This is a genomic window from Streptomyces sp. NPDC107654, from assembly GCF_055639035.1.
Genome location: NZ_JBVKBI010000007.1, coordinates 18,433 through 41,951 on the forward strand (window position 1 = coordinate 18,433; position 23,519 = coordinate 41,951).

A 23,519-nucleotide genomic window follows, 5' to 3' on the forward strand; every position below is an offset into this window, starting at 1 on the left:
GAGGAGCCGAGATCGTAGTGGTGGGTGCCACTGCTCCCCGCCATGTCGAACTCCTGGGCGAGTCCCACGGTCACCGGCGTCGTGACGGCCGTACCGGACGCGCACGGCAACCCAATGCGGGCCGCCGCCGCGGTTCCAAAAAGGGAGATGACCTGACCTGCCTACCGCGTCACCCGCACCGGCGCGGAGACCGTCACCTGGTCCAGTTCCGAGATCCGGATGGTGGCCTTCATCGTCCACGTGCCGGGGAGGGGGAGGGTGAAGGAAGGGGTGGACCAGAAGCCGCCGCGATCGGTGAGCCTGGTGTCCAGGGGGCCCACGCGCCCGGTGGGGAGGGTGAGGGTGACGCGGAGTTCGGGGACGGTGGAGAGGCCGCCGTCGGGGCCGTAGATCACCGCCTCGACGGTGTTGGTGCCGACCCGGCCGGGGTCCAGGGTGATCTGGACCTTGCCGTGGCCGCCGGGCGCGCCGGTGTCGAAGGGGATCGTGGTGACGGAGGCGGTCGGGATGCCCGTCGCCGGGGAGGCCGCGGACCGGGCGGACTCCGTCGCCGCGCGGCCGGGCACGGTGCTGGTCAGGAGCGTGGTCAGGGCCAGGACCAGCATGGCGGCCGTCGCCTCCAGGAGGACCGAGCGGCGCAGGAGGCGCAGGGGGAGGGCGGGAGTGGTGGGGGTGGCGGGTGGGTGCGGGGGCGGGTCGGCCGGCGGGTCGCCGGGGAGCGGGGGGCCGGGGGCCGGTCCGGGGACGCGAGCGGCGGCGGGGGCCGGGCTGGGGGTGGATGCGGTGGCCATAGGGGAGACGGGGGCGGGGAGTCGGGCGGCGGGGTGAGCGGGGGCAGGGGCAGCGGGGCCGGCGGACCGGGTCAGGCGGGTGGTCCAGGTGTGGGAGCAGGCCGCCGCCAGGAGGAGCGCGGTGACCGCCGCCAGCTTGGCCAGGAGGGTACGGCCGTACGTCGTGTCCGTCAGCGCCTGCAAGGAGCCGAGGCCGCGCCAGGACTGGTAGACGCCGGTCAGCACCAGGACCGTGACCGAGACGGACGCCAGGCGGGAGAAGCGGGCCGGGACGGAGGCCGGCAGGCCCGCCGGTTCCGGGGTGCGCCGCAGGGTCCACAGGAGCGCTGCCAGGCCGCCCAGCCAGGCCCCCATGGCCAGCAGGTGCAGGGTGGAGGAGGTGATCGCCGCCGGGACCTGGATGCCCGCCGAGGCGTGGTCGGACGCCGACCAGGTGAGGGACAGGGCCACGGCGAGGGCCCCGGCGGCCGTGAGGGTGACGCGGCGCGGCAGCCTCGCCCGGCGCCGGCGCAGGACGGTCGCGGCGGCCGCGGCCAGGAGCAGCAGCGCCAGGCGGAGCAGCAGGAGCCGGCCGGGGCGGGTGGCCGCCGTGTGGGTGAGGGCGGAGAGGGAGAGGGCGGTGGTCGGGGCGGTGGCCTCCTCGTAGGGCGCGCGCAGCACGTACAGGGCGGCGGTGGAGACGAGGAGTGCGGCCGTGGCGGCCAGGGCGGGGGTGCGCAGGTGGGCCGTGACCGGCGGGCGGCAGTACGCCGTGAACGCGGCGGTGCCGAGGAGCAGGGCCAGGGAGAGGTAGGCGAGGTAGCGCGCGATGGTGTGCAGGGCCGTGGTGGCGCGGTTCTCCGCGCGGTCCGCGGGCGGGGCCGCCGGGGCGGCCGTGCGTTCGCCGACCGAGAAGGTGAGGGCGCCGGACACCGGGTGGCTGTCGGCCGACACCACCCGCCAGGCGACCGTGTACGTGCCGGTGGCCAGCCGGGCCGGGAGGGTCACGCGGGCCGTGTCGGAGCGGCCGGGGGCGTGGCCGGCGGGGCCGGTGCGCAGGCGGTGGTTGCCGGGGTCGTAGATCCGGAAGGAGTCGGTCAGCAGGCCGACGGACTCGGTGAAGGTGAGGGTGACCTGGCGGGGGGCGGTGCGCAGGACGGTGCCGTCGGCGGGGGCCGACGCGCGCAGGACGGCGTGGGCCGAGGCGGGGGCCGCCGTGCCCAGGAGGAGGCCGAGCAGGAGGCCGAGCAGGAGGGTGGGGAGGAGGAGCACGGAGCCCGCGAGCCTTCCCGCGCGTGGTCGTACGGGTCGTCGGGGGCGTCGAGGTCGTACGGGTCGTAGCGGTCGTCGGGGTTTCGTCTGCAGCACCTCGTCAGCCTCCGTCTCGCCCTCACCCGGCAACCGTCCTCCCTATGGGTACGGGGAAAGACGCCGGTGTGCTCACCAGGTCGGACGGGCCGTCACTCCGCCGTCCACCACCAGGTCGTGGCCGGTGATCCAGGAGGCGAGCGGGGAGGCCAGGAAGACGCAGGCGTCGGCGACGTCCTCGGGGCGGCCCAGCCGGCCGGTGGGGGCGGCGGCGAGCCAGCGCCGTACGCCGTCCGGCCAGGCCTCCGCCAGTCCGGGCCGGTCGACGAGGCCGGGCGAGACCGTGTTGACGCGGATGCCGTCGGGGCCGTACTCCAGGGCCGCCGCGCGGGCGTGCACGACCACCGCCGCCTTGGCCGCGCTGTAGTGGGCGTGGCCAGGAGCCGGGTGGCCGGCCTCGATGGAGGCGATGTGGGTGATGGTGCCGCCGCCGTGGGCGCGCATGTGGGCGGCGGCGGCCTGGGTGCAGGCGAAGACGCCGGTGAGGTCGGTGTCGACGACCGTGCGCCAGTCCCCCGCCGTCATCTCTCCCAGCGGCTGCACGGGCTGGACGGCCGCGTTGTTGACGAGCGCGGTGAGGCGGCCGGCCGACCAGGCCGTCGTCTCCTCGATCAGGCGGTGGCAGGCGGCCTCGTCGGTCAGGTCCGCCCGGAGTACGACCGCCCGGCCGCCCGCCGCCCGGATGCGCTCGGCGACCGCCGTGGCCGCGGCGAGCGCCGTACGGCAGTGCACGGCCACCGCCGCGCCCTGCTCCGCGAACCGCAGGGCGATCGCACGGCCGATGCCGCCGCCCGCGCCGGTCACCAGGGCGGTCTGCCCTGTCAGCAGGGGAGTCATGGGCGGCAGAGTTCCGTGATCAGGGCGGCCTCGGACGGATAACGCGCCGTGAGGTCGGCCGCGTCGCCGTGTTCGTAGTCCGCGTAGGTGAATCCGGGGGCCATGGTGCAGCCGAAGAACGTCCACGCGCCGCCCCCGGCCACCCGCGCGCCCATCCAGGTGCGGGCCGGCACGGTCAGCTGGGGCTGCTGTCCGGCGCGCAGGTCCGGGCCGAGGACGGGGGTGCGGGTGGTGCCGTCGGGGTCGAGGAGCAGCAGGCGGAGCGGGTCGCCGAGGTAGAAGTGCCAGGTCTCGGCGGACGGCAGGCGGTGCAGGGCGGAGAAGTCGCCGGCGGTGAGCAGCGCCACGATGGCGGTGCCCTCGGGGCGGCCGTCGGGCCGCTCGGGCCCGGCCCAGGTACGCCGGAACAGGCCGCCCTCACGGGGGAGGGGTTCGAGGCCGTAGTGCGCGATCAGCTCGTCGGGCGTCGTCACTCGGGGAAGGCTACCGTCCGCTCCAGGAAAGCCAGTTGGGCGCGCTTCTCGGGGAGGTACACGTCGGGCAGGTCGACCTCCGGGAGAACGACGGCGGGGCCGCGCCGGAAGCCCTGGCGTTCGAAGCGGGCGATCGCCTTGGCGTTGCGCACGTCCGGGTCGACGACGATCCGCCGGCGGTCCAGGACCAGCAGCGCGTACGCCGTGACCGCCTTCAGCAGCGCGGAGGTCCAGCCGGGGTGCGTACCGCCGGGGCCGGCGGGGGCGAGGAGGAGGTGTACGCCGAGGTCGCCGGGGCGGACGTCGTAACACTCGCCGACCCGGTCGGCGGCGGGCTCGTACGTCTGGAACAGGGCGGCCGGTTCACCGTCCTTGGTGACGAGGTGGGCGTGGTGGGTGTCGAGGGTGGCCATGTGGGCGTAGATCTCGGTGACCTGCGCCTTGGTGAGGCCGTTCATGCCCCAGAAGGAGGCGCGTTCGTCGCTCACCCAGGCGTGGACCAGATCCGCGTCGCCCTCCGGGTCGAGGACGCGGACACGGACGGTGCCGTAGCCGTCGACGTGCTGGACGTACAGGTCAGTCATCGGATTCCTCGGAGTGTTCGGGGGTGAGCTGGGTCCAGTCGGTGATCACCGGGGCCAGTTCGCCCCTGAGCCACAGGGGGAGCTGGTCGTGGTGGTGGGGCGCGCCGGGTACGCCGTCGGCACCGAAGGGGACCACCCAGCGGCTGTTCCGGCGGTCGGCGAGATCCCAGACGTAGCGGGCGGCCGGGCCGCGGGCGGCGCGGTCGGTGAGGCCGGGGACGGCCGAGGCGCAGAGCACGCAGTCGTGGTCACCGCCGAGACCGGGTCCGTCCGTGGCCTTCCCTGGGAGTGCCCTCCAGGGGGCCAGGCGGTGGGTGGCGGACCAGGGGCCGGCCGGGGGCGCGGCGGCGGTCTCCTCCAGGGCGGCTCGGACGGCCGCCGCGCGGTCGATGCCGTACAGGTCCTCGGCGCGCAGCAGGTGTTCGAGGGCGTACCCGACGCGCGGTACGAGGGCCAGCCAGGGGAGCAGGACGTCCGGGTAGGCCGGGGGTTCGGCGAGCGGGGCGAGGGCCGGGTGCGCGGCGAGGCGGCGTACGACCGCTCCGCGCACCGCCGCGTACGCCGCCGCGTCGGTGCTGTCCGCCTCCATACGGCGGTCCCAGGCCAGCAGGCGGTCGCGGAGGGCCGCGGCGGCCGGGGTGAGGCCGGTCAGGGCGGCCAGGCGGTCCAGGAGGGGTGCGGCGGAGCCGAGGTGGGTGTCGGTGTGGATCGCGGGCATGCCGTCGGCGGTCCAGGTGTGGCCCGTGTCGAGCAGGGCGCGGATGCGGGCGGCGCGGTGGGGCGGGGCGAACTCGACGCCGAGGGGGGCGGCCGGACCGCGGGCGTTGGCCATCACCGCGATGCCGTCGTCGTGGGCCGGACGGGCGTACGGCGTCTCGTGCGCGCCGTGCCACTCGTGGCCGGGTTCCCAGGCGGGGACCGGGGCGAGGCGGTTGGCCTCGGCGCGGGCGGGGACGTGGCCGGCGACCCGGTGCAGGGTGCCTCCGGCGGTGTCGGCGGCCTGTACGACGTTGACCGGCTCGGTCCAGGCGTCCAGGGCACGGTCGACGTCGGCGACGGTGCGGGCACGCAGGAGGGGGAGCAGGGCGCCGAAGCCGAGGTCCTCCGTGACGCGGGGCGGATAGCGGAGGGCGAGCGCCTCTGCTCCGGAACCGGTATCCGTCTCGGTACCCATATCGGCTTCGGCATCCGTGCCGACATCCGCATCGGCACCGGTATCGGTATCCGTCTCGGTATCGGTATCGGTATGGGCTCCAGCCCCGAGCCCGACCTCGGCTCCGGCCGGGAGTGCGTTCCCCACCGCACCACCCGTGCGGCTCTCACCGCCGGGTGCGGGTGGTCCCGGCGGGATGCCCCGGCCGTCGGCCGCTCCGAGTCCGCAGGGGGACGCGGCCGCCGCGGGGCTGTGTCCCCGCAGCCCCCGCAAGCCGCGTGCGGCGACCGCGTCCGGGCTCTCGTCCGGGGCCTCGGCCGGCGTCTCGCCCGGCGTCCCGTCCAGGGGCCGGGGCCGGTGCCGCGGCCGGTCGAGCGGGGCGGCGGCGGTGGCCTCGAGGCCCTCCGGGCCGCCGGCTATCACCGGGCCCCGGGGCGTTTCCAGGATCTCGATCTCGACGGGGGGCTCGCCCGCGATCTCCACGGTCTCCGTGTGGCGGGCGGCCCGCTGCCAGGCGCCGTCGGGGCCGAGGGCCTCGATGCCGGCGCCGGTGCGGCGCAGGCGCTCGCGGTAGAGGTCCTGGTAGTCGGCCATGGCGTTGGTGATGGCCCAGGCCACCGTGCCGGTGTGCCCGAAGTGGGCGATGCCTGGGACCCCGGGCACGGCCAGACCGACGACGTCGAACTCGGGGCAGGAGAGGTGGATCTGCTGGTAGACGCCGGGGTCCTCGATGAAGCGGTGCGGGTCGCCGGCGATGAGGGCGTGGCCGGTGGCGGTGCGGTCGCCGGTCAGCAGCCAGCCGTTGCTGCCCGCCGTACCGGGCCCGTCGGTGGCGAACAGGCCGACGGCCCCGGGACCGAGGTGCCGTATCGCCTGCTCGCGCCAGAGTTTGGCCGGGAAGCCGGCGAACAGGATGTGCGTGGCGAGCCAGACGCCGAGCGGCGTCCAGGGCTGCCAGCGTCCGGGGGCCAGTCCGGTGCGGGGGAACTTGGGTGCGCGGCGGGCGCCGGCGGGCAGGCCCTCGTTGACCCCGTCGACGTACGCCCGTACCCAGTCCGCCGTCTCCGGGTCCCGGTGTTCGAGCGCGGCGAAGCAGCGCCGGGCGGTGTCGTCGAGCCGTGCGCGGCGGGCGAAGACGTCCCAGGAGAGCGCCTCGGCGCCGAGGAAGGAGGCGGAGGTGCCCTGCGCGCGGTGGCGCTCGACCTCCAGCTGCCAGGCCCGGTCGTGGGCGGTGACCCGGCCCTGGGCACGGGCGAGTTCACGGGTGCTGGACGCCTTCAGGTGGGGGATGCCCCAGGCGTCGCGGTACGTCTCGATGGTCACCCGGGGATCTCCTGCACTCTGCGCTTTAGGTTAGCCTTGCCTAAGTTATCTGCGGCGGAATCGTACGCGAACGATGGAGGGGTCATGGGGCAGGGGCGGGGTTGGGAAGGAGCGGTCCTCAGACTGCTGCGCGCCAAGGACTTCGTGCTGACGGTGCTCGACGCGGAGGACGTGACCCCGCGCTACCGGCGGCTCCGGCTCCGGGACGGCGGACTGCTCGCCGCGACCGGGGTCCACCCCACCATGTGGGTACGGTACGGCTGTGGTTCTCCGCCGACGGCCGCCCGCACCAGCGCGCCTACACCCTGGTCGACCCCGACCCGGCCGCCGGCACCTTCGCGCTGGAGTTCGCCCTGCACGAGGGCGTGGCCTCCGACTGGGCGCGGGCCGCGCGGCCCGGCGACACCGTCGAGGCCACCGTCCAGGGCACCGGCTTCGAGTACCCCGACCCCGCACCCTCCCACCTCGTCGCCATCGGCGACCCGGCCTCGCTGCCCGCGATCAACTCCCTGCTCGGCGCGCTGGGTCCGGCCCCGGCGACCGTCTGGTTCGAGGGGGAGCCGTCCGGGCTGCCCAGCCGCGCCGCACCGGACCGGCACGAGATCCGGGCGGTACCGCGCGAGGACGCGGGCGGCCGCCTCCTGGAACGGGTACGCACCGAGTTGCCCGCCGTCCTCGCCGGCACCCCGCACCCGTACATCTGGATCGCCTGTGACACGGCGACCACCCGCGCCCTCGCCTCCTGCGTCCGCAAGGACCTGGGCGTGCCGAAGCAGCGGGTGCACGCGCTGGGGTACTGGCGCGCGGGCTGAGCGGGCGGAGCCGTCGCGCGCGCGGGACCATCGACCCATGGACGTCACCCTGCACCTCGCCCAGGACCCCGAGGCCGACGCGCTGCTCGGACGCTCCCCGCTCGCCGCGCTGACCGGGATGCTGCTGGACCAGCAGGTCCCGATGGAGTGGGCGTTCAAGGGGCCCCGGACCATCGCCGACCGGCTCGGTGCCGCGGACCTGGACGCGCACGACATCGCGGCGATGGACCCGGAGGCGTTCGCCGCGCTGCTCTCCGGGAAGCCCGCGGTGCACCGCTATCCCGGCTCGATGGCGAAGCGGATACAACAGCTGTGCCAGTACCTCGTCGAGCACTACGACGGTGACGCGGAGGCGGTCTGGCGGGGCGTCGGCAGCGGGACCGAGCTGCTGCGGCGGCTGGAGGAGCTGCCGGGGTTCGGCAAGCAGAAGGCGCAGATCTTCCTGGCCCTGCTCGGCAAGCAGCTCGGGGTCGCCCCCGCCGGTTGGCGGGAGGCCGCCGGCGCCTACGGCGAGCCCGGTTCCTTCCGGTCCGTCGCCGACATCACCGGGCCGGAGTCCCTGGCCAAGGTGCGCGCCCACAAGCAGGAGCTGAAGGCGGCGGCGAAAGCGGCCAAGCCGGCGCAGACCGCGTCCTCCGCGTCCTCCGCGTCCTCCGCCAAGTCCGCCAAGTCCGCTGAGGAGTAAGGCCACCGGGGGACCGCCCCTCACCCGTCCGGACCACCCCGATGGCCACTGCTCCCCCGCCGGTCCGAACATGGGGCATGACCGACATACCCAGCAGCGGTCCGGAGCGGGACCGTGCGTACGACGACCGACGCGTCCACGCGGCGGAGGCGCCCCCCGGCCACCCCATGGCGGAGCCCCACGGCCGGCACGAGCCGGAGCCGCCGTTCGAGGGGCCGCTGCACGCCCTGTCCCGGGCCGCCTGGCAGGTCGTCCTGGTCACCGGGATCGGCTCGCTGGTGCTCGGGATCCTGGTGCTGGTGTGGCCGGGTGCCTCCCTGCTCGCCGCGGGGGTGCTGTTCGGCGTCTACCTGGTGTACAGCGGGATCCTGCAGCTGGTCTCGGCGTTCGGCACGCACCGGGCGACCTCGCTGCGCGTCCTGGCCTTCATCAGCGGCGCGCTGTCGATCCTGCTCGGCCTGTTCTGCTTCCGCGGGCCCATGCAGTCGATCCTGCTGCTCGCCCTGTGGATCGGCATCGGCTGGTTGTTCCGCGGGATCACGCAGACCCTGGCCGCCCTGCACGACTCCCGGATGCCCGCCCGGGGCTGGCAGGTCCTCCTCGGGATCCTGACCTTCGTCGCCGGGATCGTCCTCATCGACTCGCCGTTCCGGTCGGTCGCGGTGCTGACGCTCGTCGGCGGCATCTGGCTGATCGTGGTGGGCATCGTGGAGATCGTCACGGCGTTCGGCATCCGCAGCCGGGCCCGCGGGGTGCCGCAGGCCCTGTGACAGCCGCCGTCCAGGCGACATCCGTCAGCCTCTGACGACCGTCAGCCCTGCCACGACCGTCAGCCCGTGACGACCGTCAGTCCTGCGACAACCGTCAGCCCGTGACGACCGTCAGTCCTGCCACGACCAGCAGCCCCGGGACAACCGTCAGCCCTGCCACGACCAGCAGCCCCGAGACAACCGTCAGCCCTGCCCCGACCAGCAGCCCCGTCCCGGCCGTCAACCCCGACGCCCCCAGGTACGCCGAGCGGGCGGTTCTCGTGCCCGGGTGCTGCCCCGGCCGTCCGTTCCGGGCAGACAGCAGCCGTGAGCAGGATCAGGAGCACGCCCCGGAGCCGTACCTGGCTCCGCGTGCTCGTGCTGCTCCTCGCCGTGTGGATGCCCGGCGCCCACGTGCCGGCCCAGGCCGCGGCCGGCGTCGTCGTGGCCGCCGAGACCGCCGAGCACGACCTCCTCGACCCGGCGCTGCGGCCGCCCGCCCGTGCCCTGCACCGGGCCGACCTACCCGAGCGCCCCGCGCCCCTGCCCGATCCGGCGCCCGCCCGCCCGGCGGCCCGCCCCCGTCCCGCCGCCCCGCGGGTGCCGCGCACCACGCCCCTGCTGCGCACGGTGGTGCTGCGCTGCTGACCGGCCCGCGTCCCCGCAAGGTCGGTCGGTTCGACGCAAGGAGCAGCTCAGCCATGCCCAAGGATCCCTACGCCGTCCTGCGCGCCCTGCTGCGCGCGGAGGCCCGGCGCGGTACGGCCCCCAGGCCGGAGCAGCGGACGCCGGAACCCCAGCGGTCACCGGAGGGACAGGACCGCTGACCGGCACCGGCGGAGGCGGCTACCGCCTCCGCCGGGCGGTGCCGAACAGCGAACGGGTGATCTCGCGGCCGAGCTGGGTGCCGACCGAGCGGGCCAGGGACTTGAACACCGGGCTGTGCACGACCTGTTCGACCAGCGACGACTCCTCCCCGGCAGGCTGCGGAGCCCGCGGCGCGCGCGGAGCCGGCCGGGCGGTCGGCTCCGGCTCCGGCTCCCGGGCCGGTTCCTGCGGGCGGGCCGCGCTCAGCCGCTCGTACGCCGACTCGCGGTCCACAGCCTGTGCATAACGGTCGTGGAGCGCGGAGGCGCGCACCGCCCGGTCCAGTTCGGCCGCGTCCACCGGGCCCATCAGGGACTCCGGGGCGCGCAGCCGGGTGGCGGCGACCGGAGTGGGGGCGCCGCTCTCGCCGAGCACGGTCACCACGGCCTCGCCGGTGCCGAGACCGGTGAGCAGCTCCTCCAGGTCGTACGCCGACCTGGGGAAGGTCTGCACGGTCGCCCGCAGGGCCTTGTCGTCGTCGGGGGTGAAGGCACGCAGGGCGTGCTGGACGCGGTTGCCGAGCTGGGCGAGGACGTCACCGGGCACGTCCTTCGGGGTCTGGGTGACGAAGAAGACGCCGACGCCCTTGGAGCGGATGAGCCGGACGGTCTGCGTGATCGAGTCCAGGAACGCCCTGGAGGCGCCGTGGAACAGCAGGTGGGCCTCGTCGAAGAAGAACACCAGCTTCGGCTTGTCGACGTCGCCGATCTCGGGCAGGTCGTGGAACAGGTCGGCGAGCAGCCACATCAGGAACGTCGAGAAGAGCAGGGGTTTCTCCTGCACCGCCGGGAGTTCGAGGACCGAGACGACGCCCCGGCCGTCCTCCGCGGTGTGCAGCAGGTCGGCGGTGTCGAACTCCGGCTCGCCGAAGAAGTCCGTCATGCCCTGCGCCTCGAAGGCCGTCAGCGAGCGCAGGATCACCCCGGCCGTGGCACTGGAGAGGCCGCCGATGTCCCTGAGTTCGGCCCTGCCCTCGTCGGAGGTGAGGAAGGCGACGACCGCGCGCAGGTCCTTGAGGTCGATCAGCTCCAGGCCCTTGGTGTCGGCGTAGTGGAAGATCAGGCCGAGGGACTGCTCCTGGGTCTGGTTCAGCCCGAGCACCTTGGCCAGCAGCACCGGGCCGAAGCTGGTGACGGTGGCCCGGACCGGGACGCCGTGGCCGAGGCCGCCGAGGGCGAGGAACTCCGCCGGGTAGCCGGCCGGGGCCCAGGCCTGGCCGACCTCGCCGGACCGCCCGCTCACCCGGTCGCTGCGCTGCCCCGGCCGTGCGATGCCGGACAGGTCGCCCTTGATGTCCGCGAGGAACACCGGTACGCCCTGCGCCGACAGCTGTTCGGCGATCAGCTGGAGGGTCTTGGTCTTGCCGGTGCCGGTGGCGCCCGCGACCAGGCCGTGCCGGTTGAGCACGGACAGCGGGACGCGGACCGGAGCGCCGGCGTGGCAGCGCCCGTCCCACAGGAGGGCGCCCAGGTCGAGCGCGGGTCCGGTGAAGGCGTAACCGGAGGCGATCTTCCGTGCCTCGGCGGGCAGTGCGGAAGCCGCCTGGGGCGCCTCGGCAGCACCCCGGGGCTCCGCGGGCGGCGCGGTCTCGCTGTCACTCATCCCCGGTCCCCGTTCCCGTAGTAGCCCGTATGCCCGAATTGCTCCATCTTTTCAAGCGTCGCACTGCCCCGCCATGGCTGCGCCCGGAACGTCTTGACCGGTAGGCTTTCCGTGTGATCTTCAAGCGCATCGGAAACGGCCGGCCGTACCCCGACCACGGCCGGGAGAGCACCCGGCAGTGGGCGGACGTCGCGCCGCGCCCGGTCCGCCTCGATCAGCTCGTGACCACCAAGCAGCAGCTCGATCTGGAGACCCTGCTGGCGGAGGACTCGACGTTCTACGGCGACCTCTTCGCGCACGTCGTGAAGTGGCAGGGCGACCTGTACCTGGAGGACGGTCTGCACCGCGCGGTCCGCGCCGCCCTCCAGCAGCGCCAGGTGCTGCACGCGCGCGTGCTCGAACTGGACTGACGCGGCGCGACAGGGCCGTTGGCCCTTTCGGGTTCCGCTGAGCGGCATCAACTGATCATCTGATAGGCATCGCCGCTCGGGCGCACTACGCTGCGCTCATGAGCATGCTGACTCCCCCTGGCATGGGCGGCCAGTACCGGATCACGGGGGACAAATACCCGCGGATGCGTCCGCCCCGGCGACACGGCAGGCTCGTGGCCGCCGTGGTGGCGTCCGTCGCCGTCCTCGGCCTGATCGGCTGGGGCACCCTGCAGCTCATCGACGTCTTCACCGGCGGCGCCGGCGACTCCACGGCGACCGGCCCGGCGGCCCACTGCCGTACCAAGGCGGCGGCTGCCGCGGCGACCCGCGCCGAGCGCCTCCCCGAGCCCGGCCGGATCACCGTCAACGTCTACAACGCCACCAAGCGCGCCGGGCTCGCCAAGAGCACCGCGGACGAACTGCGCAAGCGGGGCTTCCGCGTCGGCACCGTGGGCAACGCGTCGAAGCAGTACGACAAGAAGGTCAAGGGCACTGGGATGCTCCTCGGCTCCCCCGCGGCCCAGGACACGGCACTCCGCGTCCTCGCCACCCAGCTCGCCGGCGCCGACCCGCGCGCCGACACCCGCAAGGGCACCGACGTGGACCTCGTCATCGGCGACGCCTTCAAGGGCCTGGCCGACCGGGCGACGGCCGACCGGGCCCTGACGGCCCTGACGGAACCGCAGCCGGCCGCCACCACGAAGAAGAGCTGCTGAAGAAGAGAAGAAGAGCCGCTGAGGAGCGACGCGTGGCTACTCGGCGGCGCCGTAGAGCCGGTCCCCCGCGTCACCCAGTCCCGGCACGATGTATCCCAGCTCGTTGAGGTGGTCGTCCACCGCCGCCGTGACCACGGTGACCGGCGTGCCCGCCAGCTCCCGCTCCATGACCTCGACCCCCTCGGGCGCGGCCAGCAGCACCACGGCCGTCACGTCGTCCGCACCGCGCTTGATCAGCTCCTGGATCGCCGCGACCAGCGTTCCGCCCGTGGCCAGCATCGGGTCGAGGACGTACACCTGGCGGCCCGAGAGGTCCTCCGGCATGCGCGAGGCGTACGTGGACGCCTGCAGCGTCTCCTCGTTGCGGATCATGCCGAGGAAGCCCACCTCGGCGGTCGGCAGCAGCCGGACCATGCCGTCCAGCATGCCGAGACCGGCCCGCAGGATCGGCACCACCAGCGGGCGCGGACGGGCCAGCTTGACGCCCGTGGTGCGCGCGACCGGCGTCTGGATGTCGACGGCCTCGGTGCGCACGTCCCTGGTCGCCTCGTAGGCGAGCAGGGTGACCAGTTCGTCGGCGAGCCGCCGGAAGGTCGCGGAGTCGGTGCGCTGGTCGCGCAGCGTGGTGAGCTTGTGAGCGACCAGGGGGTGGTCGACGACATGGAGACGCATGCCCCTAACGGTACCTGCGGCGGACCCCGCCCTCGCGCTGGCGTCAAACCGGCCGACCGGGGGAAAGTGGGAGGGGACGTGAGTGGGGTGGTGCGACGTGTCCGACCTGCCAGACCCGCCCGCGGACGCCTCCGGGGCCACCGGCCACAGGGCCGGCCCCGCCGCACGGTCCGCGCGGCCCGACCCCGACAAGCCCGAGACCGAGACGGAACGACGGCGGCGCCGCGCCCAGTTCCTGCGCGATCTCGCAGAGGCCCGGGAGCTGCGCGCCCGCGTCCAGCCCCGGCGCGCCAAGGCCGCCCGGCTGCGCCACGCGATGCGTATGCGGACGTTCCGCTGGTAGCCCCGGCCCGCCCGGCGGGCCGCGGAAGTTCCCCGACCGCACCGGTGTTGGTGAGGTGGGGCGTGCGTGAGCGTGGGGAAAAGCCGCGTACGATCCGCAGGTGGTGGCAATGAGCGCGCTGGTGAGCCGATCACGGATCCGCGATCGAAACAGCCAGACACAGGGGGCCGAAGACGTCCCCTGGACGCCTTGTTTCTGCCACGATTCCGAGTGGGTGGGGCTCGGAGCCCAGCTCTCTCCGCCCATGTACCTCCGCCGGGGGGACCCCCAACCGGCACGCCTATGACCAGTGGGAGAGTCACGGTGTACTTCGCCGCACTGCTCGCGCGCACCGAAGACGGGTGGGAAGCGAGCGACACAGAGCTCGACGATGTGGAGACCCTGTCGGATCTGGCCGACCTGGCCCGGGAAGCCTCTCCCGACGAGGACACAGTGCTCGTCCTGATCGAGCAGGAGGACGCCTGGTTCGGCGTCGTCCGCGTGGACGGCGAGGAGGACCCTCGCATCTACGTCTCGGACGCCGCCGCCGCCCAGCGCAGCGCCTACGGGGAGCTGCTGCTCACCGACGAACTGCTCGGCCGGGAGCCCGGCTCGGACGACGGCCCGGACCTGGACGCCCTGGACCTCGACGGCACCGAGGACGGGGAGTCCGAGGACGACGAGGAGGAGGGCGGCGACGCCGACGCGGTGCCGCACAGCCCGGTGGGCGACAGCGAGATCCTGGACGACCTGGGCATCAGCGAGAAGGAGCTGCGCGCCCTGGACGCCGACGACGCGCTGAACACGATCGCCGAGGCCCTGGGCGCCTCGGAGGTGCTGGAGACCGTCCGCTGACCGCGCCACAGGACCCGCTGCTCCCGGAAGAGGCCCAAGAGCAGGCCCCGGAACAGGACACGCGACAGGCCCGGGAACGACCCCCGGAGCAGCTTCCGCAGCAGGACGCGCCGGACCCGGTGAGGGACCCCTGGCGGGCCGCGATGCGGCTCGCCCTCACGGAGGCCGAACGGGCCGTCCGGGGCGGGGACGTCCCCGTCGGCGCCGTCGTGCTGTCCCCGGACGGTACGACGGTGCTCGGTGCCGGACACAACGAGCGCGAGGCCACCGGCGATCCCACGGCCCACGCGGAGGTCCTCGCGATCCGGCGGGCGGCGGCCCGGCTCGGGGAGTGGCGGCTGACCGGCTGCACGCTGGTCGTGACCCTGGAGCCGTGCACGATGTGCGCGGGCGCCCTCGTCCAGTCCCGGGTGGACCGGGTGGTCTACGGCGCCCGGGACGAGAAGGCGGGCGCGGCCGGTTCCCTGTGGGACGTGGTGCGCGACCGGCGGCTCAACCACCGCCCGGAGGTCATCGAGGGCGTGCTCGCCCCCGACTGCGCCCGTCTCCTCACGGAGTTCTTCCGGAACCGGTGAATACCGATTTCAAACCTCGGGCCCCGGTGCTGTAAGGTCTCCCTCGGTAGCGTGTCCGAGCGGCCGAAGGAGCTCGCCTCGAAAGCGAGTGTGGCGCAAGTCACCGAGGGTTCAAATCCCTCCGCTACCGCTCGCAGAAAGGCCCCGCCGACCGGCGGGGCCTTTCGCGCGTTCCGGACCACAACACCCCCGCCGCGGCGGGCTGTCGGCCCCGCGGGGAGGTCCGGAGGTTACACTCGCGGCCGGCAGCAGGGGGCCCTCGGGGCACTGGCACAGGGGAGGCCGCGGTGGCGGTGAACGCCAAGAAGATCGCCGTGTACGTGCTCGTGGTCTTCGCGCTGTACGTGATCATCACGGACCCGGCCAAGGCGGCCGACTACGTCCAGATAGGCTTCGAGGGCATATCGGACGCGGCCAAGGCCGTCGGTGACTTCATGACCTGGGTCGCCGACGGAGGAAAGAGCTGAGGTACACCCCATGATCCGCCATCTGGTCCTCTTCAGGCTCAACGAGGGCGTCGAGCGTGACGATCCCCGGGTCATGGCGGGCGTGGAGGCCTTCCGGGCCCTCGGCGGCCGGATCGAGGAACTGCGCTTCTGGGAGTGTGCCTGGAACATCAGCGACCGGCCGATCGCCTACGACTTCGCGATCAACTCGGCGGTCGAGGACGCCGACGCCCTCAAGCGCTACCTGGAGCACCCGGCCCACCAGGCGGGCGTCGCGCTCTGGCGCGAGTTCTCCACCTGGGTGATCGCCGACTACGAGATCGACGGCCAGTAGCTCCGCACCCCCACGGCCACAGCAGCCCCCCGCCGTCCCGGCGGGGGGCTGCGCCGTTCCGGCAGAGCGGTTTTTGCGGCACTGCTACCCCAAACCGTCGGTGTTTGAACCACAACACGTGGTTATCGGGTGCTTGCACACAGTGCACATGTCTTGTGATGCTATGACCGCTTTTGACGGATGATTGACCGATGAAGAGGTGGCGTTGACCGTGTCGGCCAGTACTGCGCCGCCCCAGGAAGAGGCGCCCACTCCGACCCCGCCGGCCCCCGAGAAGCGCCGCGGCGCGGACACCCGGGCCCTGACCCAGGTGCTGTTCGCCGAACTGAAGGAGCTCACCCCCGGCACGCCGGAGCACAACCGGGTACGGGGGGCGCTGATCGAGGCGAACCTCCCGCTCGTGCGCTACGCCGCCGCCCGCTTCCGCTCCCGCAACGAGCCGATGGAGGACGTCGTCCAGGTCGGCACCATCGGCCTGATCAACGCCATCGACCGCTTCGACCCGGACCGGGGGGTGCAGTTCCCGACCTTCGCGATGCCCACCGTGGTCGGCGAGATCAAGCGGTACTTCCGGGACAACGTCCGCACCGTCCACGTCCCGCGCCGGCTGCACGAGTTGTGGGTACAGGTCAACAGCGCGACCGAGGACCTGACCACGCTCTACGGCCGCTCCCCGTCCACCGCCGAGATCGCCGACCGGCTCCGGATCAGCGAGGACGAGGTGCTCAGCTGCATCGAGGCGGGACGGTCGTACCACGCCACCTCGCTGGAGGCCGCCCAGGAGGGCGACGGGCTGCCCGGCCTGCTGGACCGGATCGGCTACGAGGACCCGGCCCTGGACGGCGTGGAACACCGCGACCTGGTCCGCCACCTCCTCGTCCAACTCCCCGAGAGAGAACAGCGAATCCTTCTTCTGCGCTACTACAGCAATCTCACCCAGTCACAGATCAGCGCGGAACTCGGCGTCTCCCAGATGCATGTCTCACGTCTGCTCGCCCGTAGCTTCCAACGGCTGCGTTCCGCAAATCGGATCGACGCGTAGCGGCAGCAGACGGCCGGCCTCCTGATGCATGGCGGGCGCACGGAAGCACGGCCCGTGCGCCGCTGCATCGCAAACCCGATCGAGCGGTAACCGGCACGAGCGAATCGCTCACCAGCGCGGTTGCGACAGTTGGCAGCCGAAAAGCCGTCAGTCCCTTTGTTTCCAGGGGCGATTCGGATCTCACATGTCGACATGTCGGTACAGCGCGTTGCCGACATGTGACATTCTGCGGGAAGCGCGTTTGCCGTGGCTCCGGCTCCGGTATTCAGGTGAGGGCTGCGTCGCTCGGAAAGAGACGGCGCCGCCGCGACCGTCCCGCGACCCAAAGGGGGTGGCATGTCCGCAGACCAGGGCAGCTCGAAGGTGCTGACGCCCACGAAGAGCGAGGCAGCGCCCAAGGAGCTCGACGCTCTCGACGTCCTCGACGGCTTCGAGGGTGTCACGGCCCTCGAAGCCGTGCCGTCCCCGGCCGCCGACCCGGCCGCCGAAGCTGTCCCGGCCGCGCAGGCCACGGCGAACCTCGACACCCGCACCCTGTCCCGCTCGCTGTTCCTGCGCCTGGCCGCGCTGGACCAGGACAGCCCCGAGCGGGCCTACGTCCGGGACACCCTGATCGAGCTGAACCTGCCGCTGGTCCGCTACGCGGCGGCGCGGTTCCGCTCGCGCAACGAGCCGATGGAGGACATCGTCCAGGTCGGCACCATCGGCCTGATCAAGGCGATCGACCGGTTCGACTGTGAACGGGGCGTCGAGTTCCCGACCTTCGCGATGCCGACGGTCGTGGGCGAGATCAAGCGGTTCTTCCGCGACACCTCGTGGTCCGTGCGGGTTCCGCGCCGGCTCCAGGAGCTGCGCCTGGCCCTCACCAAGGCCAGCGACGAGCTGTCGCAGAAGCTGGACCGCTCCCCCACGGTGACGGAGCTGGCCGCCGTGCTCGGCGTCTCCGAGGAGGACGTGGTCGACGGCCTCGCGGTCGGCAACGCCTACACCGCCTCCTCCCTCGACTCGCCGGCCCCCGAGGACGACGGCGGCGAGGGCTCGCTCGCCGACCGGCTCGGCTACGAGGACACGGCCCTGGAGGGCGTGGAGTACCGCGAGTCCCTCAAGCCGCTGCTGGCCAAACTCCCGCCCCGGGAGCGGCGGATCATCATGCTGCGCTTCTTCGCCAACATGACCCAGTCGCAGATCGGCGAGGAGGTCGGCATCTCCCAGATGCACGTCTCCCGGCTGCTGACCCGGACCCTGGCACAGTTGCGGGACGGACTGATCTCCGACTAGCCGCTCCGCCGGAAGGGCGGCCCCTTCGGGGGCGCTGCCCGCACCGGGGTTCTCATCTGACGCCGCGTCGGTCACCATGACCGGATGCTGCGTACCGGGATGCTCACAGCGGTGTCGGCGGCCGTCGTCGGCCTGGGCGGGGTGCTGGTCGCGTGCGGTGGCGGCGGTCCGGGCGGTGGTTACACCGCGGTCGGCGCGGGGCAGGGCGGCCCGACGGCCGTGGCGCCGTCCGGGTCGGTGGCCCTGGTGCCGCTCGACCGGCAGCCGCGCGGGACCGGCCCCGCGGCACCGGCCCGCCCCGGCGCTCCCCGCTCCGCCAGGCCGGCATCACCGCCGGCCCCGGCATCGGAGTCGGCACGGGAACCGGCACCGGCCTCGGCGCCGACCGCCGAGGAGACCCCGGGCGTCCCGCGACCCCGCGGCGGCCCGGGCGGTCGTACGTCACCGCCCGCCCCGTCGAGACCCGCTCCGAGCCGTACGACACCGGCGCCGGCGCAGGCCGATCTCTCGTGGGGCGACCCGGCGACCGAGGACACCGACCGGCGCTGGTGCCAGAAGGTGACCGTCGACTTCCACAACACAGGTGGGACGGCGGTGCGTTCGGGGTCGGTGACGCTCGGGACGCACGTCATCGGCGCGCTCGGCGTCGACTGGGGGACGGTCGAGTCGACCGTGGAGCTGCCGGTGCCGCTGGCGCCGGGTGCGCGCAGGAGCCCCGCGTGGACGGTGTGCGTGGATGCCTGGCGGGTGCCGCTCGGCATGCACATCGAGACGCGGGACGTCTCCGTCGAGTGGGACTGAGTCCTACTTCATCGCCAGCCAGGCGACGCCGGCGATCACCACGAGCGCCACGACGACGCCGATGATCAGACCGGCCCGGGGGCCGGAGGAGGCCGCCTGCTGCTGCCGCCCCTGGGGGGCCTCGTCGACGAACGCGCGGAACATCTGGGTGCTGCCTGCGGGGTCGTAATTGCCCTGGGGGCCCTGGGTGTTAGCCATGCCCCGAGACCCTAGCGAATCCCGGTGAGCGACCCAAGTGCGGGGCCACCGGGACAGACGGGGGCACGGCGCCCGCAGTCACCTGCATATTTACGAACGCAATACTCGCCTTTGCCAACTTTTTGCGCCCAGCCCCCCGGATTTGTTTGCCTGCAGCAACCAAGCACGCTTATGGTTGCCCTAAGCAACGATACGGGAGGTGTGATGGCCGAGCGGGCGCAGTTTGAAGAGCTGGCGCGTCAGCTCAGTGCCGTCGGAGCCGTGAAACGGGACATGGGGCGGATCCTGCCGCCCGACTGCCCGGCCGGCTCCGCCGCCGTGCTGACCCTGCTCGGCCGCCACGGCGACATGCGCATGAGCAAGCTCGCGGAGTTGCTCGCCGTGGACATGTCGGTCACCAGCCGACATGTCGCGCACGTCGCCGCACGCGGCTGGATCGAGCGGCACCCGGACCCCGCGGACAAGCGCTCGCGCATCCTGCGCCTGACGCCCGCGGGCCTGGACCGGCTCGACGAGCTGTCCCGGCGGACCACGCATCTGCTGGCCGAACGACTCGCGGACTGGACCGACGAGGACGTCGGCGAGCTGATCCGGCTGATGACACGCCTGCGCGCGTCCTTCGGCGACTGCCGCTCGGCCCCGCTCCGGCTCACCGAACCCGTATCCGAAGAGACCACCCGTACACCCGCAAGCACGTAAGAGAAGGAAGCCCATGGCAACGACCACACCAGCCGGTGTGCGGGCTCACGCCAAGCACGGGGGAGGCTCCCACGGCGACGCCCCGATGACCCACCGGCAGATCATGGAGGCCCTGTCCGGGCTGCTGCTCGGCATGTTCGTGGCGATCCTGTCGTCCACGATCGTCTCCAACGCCCTGCCGCACATCATCGGGGACCTCGGCGGCGGCCAGTCCGCCTACACCTGGGTGGTCACCGCCGCCCTGCTGTCGATGACCGCGGCCACTCCCCTGTGGGGCAAGCTCGCCGACCTGTACAGCAAGAAGGCTCTCGTCCAGATAGCCCTGATCATCTACGTGGTCGCCTCGATGGCGGCCGGTCTGTCCCAGAACCCCGGCATGCTCATCACCTTCCGGGTGTTCCAGGGCATCGGCGTCGGCGGTCTGTCCGCCCTGGCGCAGATCGTCATGGCCGCGATGATCTCCCCGCGCGAGCGCGGCCGGTACTCCGGCTACCTGGGTGCCACCTTCGCCGTCGCCACCGTCGGCGGCCCGCTGCTCGGCGGTGTCATCACCGACACCTCCTGGCTGGGCTGGCGCTGGTGCTTCTACGTCGGTGTCCCCTTCGCGGTCATCGCGCTGATCGTGCTGCAGAAGACCCTGCACCTGCCCGTGGTCAAGCGGGAGGTCAAGGTCGACTGGGGCGGCGCGACCCTCATCTCCGCCGCCGTCTCCCTGCTGCTGGTCTGGGTCACCTTCGCCGGTGACAAGTACGACTGGCTGTCCTGGCAGACCTACGCGATGGTCGGCGGTTCGATCGTCCTCGGCGCGCTGTTCGTGCTCGTCGAGTCCAAGGCGAGCGAGCCGATCATCCCGCTGCGCCTGTTCAAGAACCGCACGATCACGCTGGCGTCGCTCGCCTCGCTGTTCGTCGGTGTCGCGATGTTCTCCGGCACCGTCTTCTTCAGCCAGTACTTCCAGCTGGCCCGCGACAAGTCCCCGACCATGTCGGGCGTCATGACCATCCCGATGATCGGCGGTCTGTTCGTCTCCTCCACCGTCTCGGGTCAGTTCATCACCCGCACCGGCCGCTGGAAGGCGTGGCTGGTCAGCGGTGGCGTCCTGGTCACGGCCGGCCTGCTGCTGCTCGGCGGCATCCGGTACGACACCGACTACTGGAAGATGGCCATCTTCATGGCCCTGCTGGGTCTCGGCATCGGCATGATGATGCAGAACCTGGTGCTCGCCACGCAGAACCAGGTGGCGCCCTCCGACCTCGGCTCGGCCAGCTCCACGGTCACCTTCTTCCGCTCCCTCGGCGGTGCGGTCGGCGTCTCCGCGCTGGGTGCCGTGATGTCCCGCCGGATCACCCACTACGTCGAGGACGGCGTCTCCGCGCTGAGCCCCAAGTACCAGGCCGCCATGGCGCACAGCTCCGGCTCGACCGACAGCATCCCGGACATGGACAAGCTCCCGGCGCCCATCCGGACGCTGCTGGAGAGCGCCTACGGCCACGGCATCGCCGACGTCTTCCTCATCGCCGGCTGCCTCGCCGCCGTCGCCTTCCTGATCACGCTGTTCATCAAGGAGGTCCCGCTGAGGACCCAGGGCGCGCTCGCGCAGACCGCCGAGGCCAAGGCCCCCGTGACCGACCCGGCCGCCGCGCCGGCCGTCGCCGAGGCCCAGGCCCCGGTCGCCGCCGAGACGGCCACCGAGGCTCCGGCCCCGGAGCGGGTGCCCGGCTGGGCCGCCCCCGTCCTCGGCGAGAACGGCGCCTCGGCCACCGCGGCCACGCAGCTCGGCGCCGTCGCCACGGTCGCCGAGCCCGGCACCACCGGCGGCACCCCGGTGCACGGCTACGTCCGCGGCGCCGAGAGCGCCCCGGTCCCGCAGGCCGCGGTCACGCTGATCTCGCTGTCCGGCCGCCAGCTGGGCCGCTCGGTCACCCAGGCCGACGGCTCCTACGTCCTCGACGCCCCCGGCACCGGGTCGTACGTCCTGATCGCGTCCGCCGACGGCTACCAGCCGCAGGCCTCCACCGTCGTGGTGGGCGGGGAACCGCTGTCGTACGACATCCTGCTCAGCGGCACCAGCGGGCTGACCGGCGTGGTCCGGGCCGCGGGAAGCGCGCTGCCGGTCAAGGACGCGATGGTGATCGTCACCGACGTGCGCGGTGACCTGCTGGCCACCGCCGCCACCGGGGAGCAGGGCGACTTCGCCCTCACCGACCTGGTGCCGGGCACGGTGACCGTCGCGGTCAACGCGAGCGGCTTCCGGCCGCGTGCCCTGCCGGTCGAGGTCGGCGCCACCGGCGTCACCCGCGTCGAGGTCGACCTGGACGCCGGCGCCCGGCTCCAGGGTGTCGTCCGGGCCCCGCACGGCCCGCTGGCCGACGCCCGGGTGACCCTCGTCGACCAGGCGGGCAACGTGGTCGGCACCGCCACCACCGGGACGGACGGGGCGTACGCCTTCACCGACCTGGACGGCGGCGAGTACACCGTCATCGCGACCGGTTACCCGCCGGTGGCCACCGCGCTGACCGTGTCCGGTCCCGGCGTCGACGGCCACGACATCGAACTCGCCCACCCCGGCGAGTAGTCCCCACCCGGCCCGTGGCGGTGCGCGCCTGAGCGGAGGGCGCGCCCGCCACGGGCCGGTGTCATACGACCGATTTGTAAGACCTTGCAGGGAGAAAACGGGATGGGACTGACCGCGAAGATCCGTACGCGGGACGGATGGGCCGTGTCGCACGCGGTCGTCACGGTGACCGACATGACCGGGACCCAGGTGCTGCGGGCCGAGGCGGACGCCGAGGGTGCCGTACGGGACGCCACCGAGCTGGCGCCGGGCGCTTACACCGTGATCGTGACCGCCGTGGGCTACGCGCCGGCGGCGTCCAGCGCGATCGTCACCGCGAGCGGCCGGGCCGAGGTCGGCACGGTGACGCTGGCCCGGCAGGGCGGCACCGAACTGCCGCCGCCCGGGCCCTGGACCATCGACCCGGTGCACTCCTCCGTCGCCGCGGTCGCCCAGCACCTGGGGATCTCCAGCGTGCACGGCCGGTTCACGGAGTTCGGCGGCACGATCGAGATCGCGCCGGACGACGTCACCAAGTCCCGGGTGGAGGCCGTGATCAGGGCCGCGTCCGTCGACACCGGCAACGGCATGCGCGACGCGCACCTGAAGTCCGGGGACTTCCTCGACGTCGAGCGCCACCCGGAGATCACGTACCGCTCCACCGGTGTGACGGCGGCCGGCTCGGACCGCTGGACGGTCCACGGCGAGCTGTCCATGCACGGGGTCGTACGACCGGTCGACCTGGACCTGGCCTACCTCGGCACCGGCGCCGACCCCTGGGGCGGCACGCGGGCCGCGTTCCGGGCCACCGCCGAACTGCACCGCGAGGACTTCGCGATGAACTACAACCAGGTCCTCCAGGCGGGCATCGCGGCCATCGGCACCACGCTGAGGGTCGAGCTGGACATCCAGGCGGTCCAGGGGGACTCGCTCCCCCAGGCGTAGGCACGACAGGGTCACCCACAGGGGCAGCCACTGCCCCTAGGGTGCTGTCATGGCACCGAACACCGCTACCAACACCCGTGTATCGCTGGACGAGCTGCTGGACTTCGTACGACCCCGTCACCGCGCCCTGCTGATCACGCGCCGGGCCGACGGCTCCCCGCAGGCATCCCCGCTGACCTGCGGGGTGGACGACTCCGGCCGGATCGTCGTCTCCACCTACCCGGAGCGGGCCAAGACCCGCAACGCCAAGCGGGACCCCCGCGTCAGCCTGGTCGTCCTGAGCGACGACTGGAACGGCCCCTGGGTCCAGGTCGACGGCACGGCCGAGGTCGTCGACGCCCCCGACTCGGTGGAGCCCCTGGTCGAGTACTACCGCAACATCGCCGGCGAACACCCCGACTGGGACGAGTACCGGGAGGCGATGGTCA

General features: G+C 73.1%; 26 protein-coding genes, 1 tRNA gene and 1 pseudogene. 20 read left to right on the forward strand and 8 right to left on the reverse strand.

Translation table 11 applies throughout. The features are described from left to right. Positions 1-161 precede the first annotated feature (161 nt). From ACZ7N4_RS14520 to ACZ7N4_RS14540, 5 genes are all read right to left on the reverse strand, one after another. Positions 162-2,042 (reverse strand): copper resistance CopC/CopD family protein, encoded by a 1,881-nt coding sequence (locus ACZ7N4_RS14520; protein ID WP_471358081.1) that lies wholly within the window; start codon positions 2,040-2,042, stop codon positions 162-164. Positions 2,043-2,210: 168 nt separating this feature from the next. After that, positions 2,211-2,975, reverse strand: coding sequence for an SDR family NAD(P)-dependent oxidoreductase (locus tag ACZ7N4_RS14525; RefSeq protein WP_471358083.1), 765 nt, complete (start codon positions 2,973-2,975; stop codon positions 2,211-2,213). Then, on the reverse strand, positions 2,972-3,448 hold the full coding sequence (locus tag ACZ7N4_RS14530) for a cupin domain-containing protein (protein ID WP_471358085.1): 477 nt from the start codon (positions 3,446-3,448) through the stop codon (positions 2,972-2,974). Before ACZ7N4_RS14530 ends, ACZ7N4_RS14525 begins: the two co-directional genes overlap by 4 nt. Next, complete coding sequence (locus ACZ7N4_RS14535) at positions 3,445-4,032, reverse strand: GNAT family N-acetyltransferase (protein WP_471358087.1); 588 nt, start codon at positions 4,030-4,032, stop codon at positions 3,445-3,447. The genes ACZ7N4_RS14530 and ACZ7N4_RS14535 overlap by 4 nt, the downstream gene beginning before the upstream one ends. Continuing rightward, on the reverse strand, positions 4,025-6,508 hold the full coding sequence (locus tag ACZ7N4_RS14540) for a penicillin acylase family protein (RefSeq protein ID WP_471358091.1): 2,484 nt from the start codon (positions 6,506-6,508) through the stop codon (positions 4,025-4,027). Before ACZ7N4_RS14540 ends, ACZ7N4_RS14535 begins: the two co-directional genes overlap by 8 nt. A gap of 84 nt (positions 6,509-6,592) precedes the next feature. Between ACZ7N4_RS14540 and ACZ7N4_RS14545 the strand changes: the two are divergent. The 5 genes and pseudogenes from ACZ7N4_RS14545 to ACZ7N4_RS14565 all read left to right on the forward strand — a co-directional run bounded on the left by ACZ7N4_RS14545 (position 6,593) and on the right by ACZ7N4_RS14565 (position 9,581). Next, positions 6,593-7,320: pseudogene (locus ACZ7N4_RS14545) on the forward strand (siderophore-interacting protein). A 37-nt stretch (positions 7,321-7,357) separates the two neighbouring features. Beyond that, positions 7,358-8,005 (forward strand): HhH-GPD-type base excision DNA repair protein, encoded by a 648-nt coding sequence (locus ACZ7N4_RS14550; RefSeq protein ID WP_471358093.1) that lies wholly within the window; start codon positions 7,358-7,360, stop codon positions 8,003-8,005. Positions 8,006-8,082: 77 nt separating this feature from the next. Next, the gene (locus ACZ7N4_RS14555) at positions 8,083-8,775 is read left to right on the forward strand and encodes an HdeD family acid-resistance protein (RefSeq protein WP_471358095.1); all 693 of its coding nucleotides are present in this window, start codon (positions 8,083-8,085) and stop codon (positions 8,773-8,775) included. 306 nt (positions 8,776-9,081) lie between these two features. Continuing rightward, on the forward strand, positions 9,082-9,402 hold the full coding sequence (locus tag ACZ7N4_RS14560) for a hypothetical protein (RefSeq protein ID WP_471358097.1): 321 nt from the start codon (positions 9,082-9,084) through the stop codon (positions 9,400-9,402). A 53-nt stretch (positions 9,403-9,455) separates the two neighbouring features. Beyond that, a complete protein-coding gene (locus tag ACZ7N4_RS14565; protein ID WP_471358099.1) occupies positions 9,456-9,581 on the forward strand; it encodes a hypothetical protein in 126 nt (41 codons plus the stop codon). 19 nt (positions 9,582-9,600) lie between these two features. Here the strand turns inward: ACZ7N4_RS14565 and ACZ7N4_RS14570 are convergent, their stop codons facing one another. Continuing rightward, on the reverse strand, positions 9,601-11,223 hold the full coding sequence (locus tag ACZ7N4_RS14570) for a helicase HerA-like domain-containing protein (RefSeq protein WP_471358101.1): 1,623 nt from the start codon (positions 11,221-11,223) through the stop codon (positions 9,601-9,603). 113 nt (positions 11,224-11,336) lie between these two features. Between ACZ7N4_RS14570 and ACZ7N4_RS14575 the strand changes: the two genes are divergently transcribed. Beyond that, entirely contained in the window at positions 11,337-11,633 is a 297-nt protein-coding gene (locus tag ACZ7N4_RS14575; RefSeq protein ID WP_004943146.1) for a type II toxin-antitoxin system VapB family antitoxin, read from the forward strand. 98 nt (positions 11,634-11,731) lie between these two features. Beyond that, positions 11,732-12,370 (forward strand): LytR C-terminal domain-containing protein, encoded by a 639-nt coding sequence (locus ACZ7N4_RS14580; RefSeq protein WP_471358104.1) that lies wholly within the window; start codon positions 11,732-11,734, stop codon positions 12,368-12,370. A gap of 36 nt (positions 12,371-12,406) precedes the next feature. On the opposite strand, the gene upp is transcribed toward ACZ7N4_RS14580, so the two are convergent. Then, positions 12,407-13,042: a uracil phosphoribosyltransferase gene (upp, locus tag ACZ7N4_RS14585; protein WP_103817752.1), complete on the reverse strand. Its 636-nt coding sequence runs from the start codon at positions 13,040-13,042 to the stop codon at positions 12,407-12,409. A gap of 97 nt (positions 13,043-13,139) precedes the next feature. On the opposite strand from upp, the gene ACZ7N4_RS14590 reads away from it, so the two are divergent. The 9 genes from ACZ7N4_RS14590 to ACZ7N4_RS14630 all read left to right on the forward strand — a co-directional run bounded on the left by ACZ7N4_RS14590 (position 13,140) and on the right by ACZ7N4_RS14630 (position 18,695). Then, complete coding sequence (locus ACZ7N4_RS14590) at positions 13,140-13,385, forward strand: hypothetical protein (protein ID WP_471358107.1); 246 nt, start codon at positions 13,140-13,142, stop codon at positions 13,383-13,385. 303 nt (positions 13,386-13,688) lie between these two features. After that, a complete protein-coding gene (locus ACZ7N4_RS14595) occupies positions 13,689-14,219 on the forward strand; it encodes a tRNA adenosine deaminase-associated protein (protein WP_471358776.1) in 531 nt (176 codons plus the stop codon). Positions 14,220-14,362: 143 nt separating this feature from the next. Next, a complete protein-coding gene (tadA, locus tag ACZ7N4_RS14600) occupies positions 14,363-14,794 on the forward strand; it encodes a tRNA adenosine(34) deaminase TadA (protein ID WP_471358779.1) in 432 nt (143 codons plus the stop codon). Between the two features lie 45 nt (positions 14,795-14,839). Continuing rightward, positions 14,840-14,924 (forward strand) — tRNA-Ser (locus ACZ7N4_RS14605). A 157-nt stretch (positions 14,925-15,081) separates the two neighbouring features. Then, entirely contained in the window at positions 15,082-15,261 is a 180-nt protein-coding gene (locus ACZ7N4_RS14610) for a hypothetical protein (protein WP_059249927.1), read from the forward strand. A 10-nt stretch (positions 15,262-15,271) separates the two neighbouring features. Then, positions 15,272-15,574, forward strand: coding sequence for a Dabb family protein (locus ACZ7N4_RS14615; RefSeq protein ID WP_471358110.1), 303 nt, complete (start codon positions 15,272-15,274; stop codon positions 15,572-15,574). Between the two features lie 205 nt (positions 15,575-15,779). Then, complete coding sequence (locus tag ACZ7N4_RS14620; protein WP_229896015.1) at positions 15,780-16,616, forward strand: RNA polymerase sigma factor SigF; 837 nt, start codon at positions 15,780-15,782, stop codon at positions 16,614-16,616. Between the two features lie 336 nt (positions 16,617-16,952). Next, entirely contained in the window at positions 16,953-17,894 is a 942-nt protein-coding gene (locus tag ACZ7N4_RS14625) for an RNA polymerase sigma factor SigF (protein WP_471358113.1), read from the forward strand. A gap of 84 nt (positions 17,895-17,978) precedes the next feature. After that, positions 17,979-18,695: a hypothetical protein gene (locus ACZ7N4_RS14630; protein WP_471358116.1), complete on the forward strand. Its 717-nt coding sequence runs from the start codon at positions 17,979-17,981 to the stop codon at positions 18,693-18,695. Positions 18,696-18,698: 3 nt separating this feature from the next. Here the strand turns inward: ACZ7N4_RS14630 and ACZ7N4_RS14635 are convergent, their stop codons facing one another. Further along, a complete protein-coding gene (locus tag ACZ7N4_RS14635) occupies positions 18,699-18,893 on the reverse strand; it encodes a hypothetical protein (protein ID WP_471358118.1) in 195 nt (64 codons plus the stop codon). 204 nt (positions 18,894-19,097) lie between these two features. Here ACZ7N4_RS14635 and ACZ7N4_RS14640 point away from each other — a divergent pair, with 204 nt between their 5' ends. From ACZ7N4_RS14640 to ACZ7N4_RS14655, 4 genes are all read left to right on the forward strand, one after another. After that, a complete protein-coding gene (locus ACZ7N4_RS14640; RefSeq protein WP_471358121.1) occupies positions 19,098-19,592 on the forward strand; it encodes a MarR family winged helix-turn-helix transcriptional regulator in 495 nt (164 codons plus the stop codon). Positions 19,593-19,677: 85 nt separating this feature from the next. Continuing rightward, positions 19,678-22,167: an MFS transporter gene (locus ACZ7N4_RS14645; RefSeq protein ID WP_471358782.1), complete on the forward strand. Its 2,490-nt coding sequence runs from the start codon at positions 19,678-19,680 to the stop codon at positions 22,165-22,167. A gap of 102 nt (positions 22,168-22,269) precedes the next feature. Then, on the forward strand, positions 22,270-23,091 hold the full coding sequence (locus ACZ7N4_RS14650) for a YceI family protein (protein WP_471358124.1): 822 nt from the start codon (positions 22,270-22,272) through the stop codon (positions 23,089-23,091). 49 nt (positions 23,092-23,140) lie between these two features. After that, a partial coding sequence (locus tag ACZ7N4_RS14655; protein ID WP_471358125.1) for a PPOX class F420-dependent oxidoreductase occupies positions 23,141-23,519 on the forward strand: 379 nt, incomplete at its 3' end.

Coding starts and splice junctions, on each gene's coding strand:
- upp (WP_103817752.1), bottom strand. CDS start 13,042: ATGCGTCTCCATGTCGTCGACCACCCCCTGGTCGCTCACAAGCTCACC.
- ACZ7N4_RS14625 (WP_471358113.1), top strand. CDS start 16,953: ATGTCCGCAGACCAGGGCAGCTCGAAGGTGCTGACGCCCACGAAGAGC.
- ACZ7N4_RS14650 (WP_471358124.1), top strand. CDS start 22,270: ATGGGACTGACCGCGAAGATCCGTACGCGGGACGGATGGGCCGTGTCG.
- ACZ7N4_RS14615 (WP_471358110.1), top strand. CDS start 15,272: ATGATCCGCCATCTGGTCCTCTTCAGGCTCAACGAGGGCGTCGAGCGT.
- ACZ7N4_RS14535 (WP_471358087.1), bottom strand. CDS start 4,032: ATGACTGACCTGTACGTCCAGCACGTCGACGGCTACGGCACCGTCCGT.
- ACZ7N4_RS14640 (WP_471358121.1), top strand. CDS start 19,098: ATGGCCGAGCGGGCGCAGTTTGAAGAGCTGGCGCGTCAGCTCAGTGCC.
- ACZ7N4_RS14580 (WP_471358104.1), top strand. CDS start 11,732: ATGAGCATGCTGACTCCCCCTGGCATGGGCGGCCAGTACCGGATCACG.
- ACZ7N4_RS14555 (WP_471358095.1), top strand. CDS start 8,083: ATGACCGACATACCCAGCAGCGGTCCGGAGCGGGACCGTGCGTACGAC.
- ACZ7N4_RS14565 (WP_471358099.1), top strand. CDS start 9,456: ATGCCCAAGGATCCCTACGCCGTCCTGCGCGCCCTGCTGCGCGCGGAG.
- tadA (WP_471358779.1), top strand. CDS start 14,363: ATGCGGCTCGCCCTCACGGAGGCCGAACGGGCCGTCCGGGGCGGGGAC.
- ACZ7N4_RS14645 (WP_471358782.1), top strand. CDS start 19,678: ATGACCCACCGGCAGATCATGGAGGCCCTGTCCGGGCTGCTGCTCGGC.
- ACZ7N4_RS14570 (WP_471358101.1), bottom strand. CDS start 11,223: ATGAGTGACAGCGAGACCGCGCCGCCCGCGGAGCCCCGGGGTGCTGCC.
- ACZ7N4_RS14630 (WP_471358116.1), top strand. CDS start 17,979: ATGCTGCGTACCGGGATGCTCACAGCGGTGTCGGCGGCCGTCGTCGGC.
- ACZ7N4_RS14635 (WP_471358118.1), bottom strand. CDS start 18,893: ATGGCTAACACCCAGGGCCCCCAGGGCAATTACGACCCCGCAGGCAGC.
- ACZ7N4_RS14550 (WP_471358093.1), top strand. CDS start 7,358: ATGGACGTCACCCTGCACCTCGCCCAGGACCCCGAGGCCGACGCGCTG.
- ACZ7N4_RS14525 (WP_471358083.1), bottom strand. CDS start 2,975: ATGACTCCCCTGCTGACAGGGCAGACCGCCCTGGTGACCGGCGCGGGC.